General features: G+C 55.5%; 4 protein-coding genes. 1 reads left to right on the top strand and 3 read right to left on the bottom strand.

Annotated features, from left to right (window positions below; all coding sequences use genetic code 11):
* The 3 genes from AC2VNK_RS07760 to pilM all read right to left on the bottom strand — a co-directional run.
* The coding region (locus AC2VNK_RS07760; RefSeq protein ID WP_486883374.1) for a type IV pilus inner membrane component PilO at positions 1-427 on the bottom strand (427 nt) is incomplete at its 3' end.
* Positions 424-1,017 (bottom strand): PilN domain-containing protein, encoded by a 594-nt coding sequence (locus AC2VNK_RS07755; RefSeq protein ID WP_291522353.1) that lies wholly within the window; start codon positions 1,015-1,017, stop codon positions 424-426. The genes AC2VNK_RS07760 and AC2VNK_RS07755, both read right to left, overlap by 4 nt.
* A complete protein-coding gene (gene pilM, locus AC2VNK_RS07750) occupies positions 1,014-2,078 on the bottom strand; it encodes a type IV pilus assembly protein PilM (protein WP_486883373.1) in 1,065 nt (354 codons plus the stop codon). The genes AC2VNK_RS07755 and pilM overlap by 4 nt, the downstream gene beginning before the upstream one ends.
* A 222-nt stretch (positions 2,079-2,300) precedes the next feature.
* Here pilM and tadA point away from each other — a divergent pair, with 222 nt between their 5' ends.
* Positions 2,301-2,843 (top strand): tRNA adenosine(34) deaminase TadA, encoded by a 543-nt coding sequence (gene tadA / locus AC2VNK_RS07745; protein WP_486883372.1) that lies wholly within the window; start codon positions 2,301-2,303, stop codon positions 2,841-2,843.
* Positions 2,844-2,862: the final 19 nt, after the last annotated feature.

The raw sequence follows: 2,862 nt of genomic DNA, 5'->3' as shown, positions 1-2,862 counted from the left end.
CAACCACTTTAAGCTTGACCGGTATCTTCGCGTAGAAGTTTTTGTTGACCTCGCCGGTAGGCTGGAAGAGTTCAAAGTCCAGCCCGCGGCTGCGTCCTGCCAGAGTCACATCATCCAGCAAAGAAGGGATCTGGGTGCGATTGGGCAACTGCTGCAGAAAGTCCTGGAAACGCCGATTCATCTCCCTGATCTGAGCCTGGTAGGCGGGCAGGGAGGCGGCCAGCATTTGCTTTTGCCGCACCTGAATCTTCAGGCTACCTTCCTGGGTTTTTAGTTGATTGTACAGGTTATTTTCTGGTGAAATGAACTCAAACCAAGCCAGGATACCGAGAACTAGGACGATGATGGCGACGACGATGAGCTTGGTTTTGACCGGCCAACGGATGACGTCATCGATTTGCAGGTTGCGGAATTCATCAAAGGTCATGGCTGTGTATCCTTATTCTGCGCGGATGCGCCACTTTTATTCGCGGCAGTTGGCGTACGGATGCTCATCTGCAGCGTGAATTGCCCCACCTCTTCATTACCTAGCCTGGATTTACTGATGATATTCAGTTCTGGCTTCTCAAAAATCTTTGAGGCTTCAATGTTGCGCATAAATGCCGCGACCTGATCATTCGCCTGGGAATAGCCGTCGACGGTAATAGCGTTGCCCACCTGTTTGAGGTGGGTCAGGAACACGCCGTTGGGCGTAACGCTGGCCAGGGTGTTGAAGAGACGCACTACCATATCCCGCTGGTCTTGCAGGTCGGTGATGATGCCTTCACGGGCGAGCAGTTGATCACGTTTCTTACGCAGGTCGGCAATGGACGCGATTTTTTTGTCCAGTTGGGTGGTGACGTTCTGCAGATATTGCACTTTTTTCTGCTCAGCAGAGACGCGCGCACTGAAAATGCTGTAAATACCGTAGTAGAACAGGGCGGCCAGCAACAGGATGCCGACGAGAGCTAGCGCCAAAAGCTGGCTGCGCCGGGTGCGCTGGGCCTCCCGATAGGGCAGTAGGTTGATACGGATCATGCCGGAATCCTCCTTAACGCCAGCCCGCAGGCAACAGCCAGAGACGATCGGTCTGCATCCATAAAGCGACGACTGATCTGAGGAGCCATTTCCATGCCCACAAAAGGATCAGGCACGTAAACCGGAAAGTTCACGAGCTGGCGCAATTGTTCGGCAAGTTGCGGAATCCGGGCTCCGACACCAAAGAGATGCACCGATCCCGCCGGAATGTCCGGCATGCTGGCCTGAAAGAAATCCAGGGAGCGAAACAGTTCCTGTGCCATGCTCCGGGCAAAGGGGCTGAGCACATCACGCCCATATTCCGGCGGTAATCCGCCGAAGCGCTCCATGCGTTGTGCGTCGTTGATGTCGAGGCCATAGCGGCGCTGGATTTCTTCAATCAGACGACTGAGGCCAAAATTATGTTCACGGGAGTAAACCGGATGACCTTCCTGAAAGACGTAAATATTCGTGGTGGCGCTACCCATCTCCACCAGGACGACCGCTCCGCCCGAAATGTTGCGTTCCTGTGGAGACACTCTGGCGAGGTGCTCATGCAATAACCAGAGCGCAAAAGGCTTGACGTCAATAATTCTGGGCTTGAGGCCCGCCTCTTCAAGCACCGCAGCGCGGTCTTCGACGGCTTCTTTTTTGCACGCCACCAGCAATATATGGTTATACCCTTTTCTGATGGCGTCCGGCCCAAGCACCGCGAAATCAAAATTGACGGCATCAATGCTGTAGGGAATGTACTGGCCACTTTCAAAGCGAATCTGCTCTTCTATAGCCACTTCATCCAAATCGCCCGGAAGCGATATGACCTTGACGATGGCCGTATCGGCCGGCAAAGCGGTCGCCACGGCCTTGGTCCGGATGCGGGATCGTTCAAGAATGGTGCGCAGCGCACGCCTGACCGCTTCAGCGTCCTGGATGTCGCGATCATTGACGGCGCCTGGCGGGAGCGTCTCGGAGTCTGCGTGTTCGACGCGAAGCTTCCCTCGGGACTGCGAGAGTTCAACGAGTTTTACCGCGTCCGGACTAATATCCAGGCCGAGCAAAGGAGGACTTGGTAAGCGCAGCACGTTTACTCCCTTTTTTTAGTCTGACAAATATTACATTAATGCGGTTTACAAAAAAGCAACAACAGTTGCGCAAAGTACGAGGTCTTTGGGCAAGTGAGGGAGAAATTAGTAGCATTCCCGATTCTGTCAAGGCGGGCAGCAGCGGAAATTGTTACAATGCGCCCGGAATCCGGTGGCGCTGCGGGAGCATCCGGCTTTTAGTGAGGTGAATTGAGGAGTTCCATGACATTGACAGAAGCGGATTTTGATTCCCGGGACGTGGCGTGGATGACGCTGGCGCTGGACTACGCGGCGCGGGCGGCGGGGCACGGTGAGGTGCCAGTGGGGGCTGTTCTGGTGGATGCGGACGGGCATCTGCTGGCGGCGGCGCACAATATGCCGGTGCAGGAACACGACCCCAGCGCCCATGCAGAAGTGCGCGTGTTGCGTTTGGCGGCACGCTCCCAGCAAAACTACCGGCTGACTGGGACGACCCTCTATGTCACGCTGGAACCCTGTGTGATGTGTGCGGGGGCACTGCTGCATGCGCGGGTAGGGCGGCTCGTATATGGTGCTACCGACCCCAAAGCGGGCGCGGTGGAAAGTCTTTACCATCTGCTGGAAGATGATCGATTAAATCACCGTATCATAGCGCAGGGCGGTTTACTGGCGGCGTCATCCGCGATTTTGCTAAGGGATTTTTTTCAGGTACGACGGCGCGTTAAGCGGGCAGGAAAGGCACGTTTCACCGGGACCGGGGCTGCTGAGCAGGAGGAAGGGGAATGAAGCAGTACAGTGGTGAATG

The organism is Acidithiobacillus sp. TH-A35, assembly GCF_057473505.1.
The sequence above is the reverse complement of the archived record's forward strand: the minus strand, read 5'-3'. Positions and strand labels throughout refer to the sequence as shown.

Bases quoted from the DNA above. Each gene is read 5' to 3' on its own strand.
- AC2VNK_RS07755 (WP_291522353.1), bottom strand. From the start codon at position 1,017: ATGATCCGTATCAACCTACTGCCCTATCGGGAGGCCCAGCGCACCCGG.
- tadA (WP_486883372.1), top strand. From the start codon at position 2,301: ATGACATTGACAGAAGCGGATTTTGATTCCCGGGACGTGGCGTGGATG.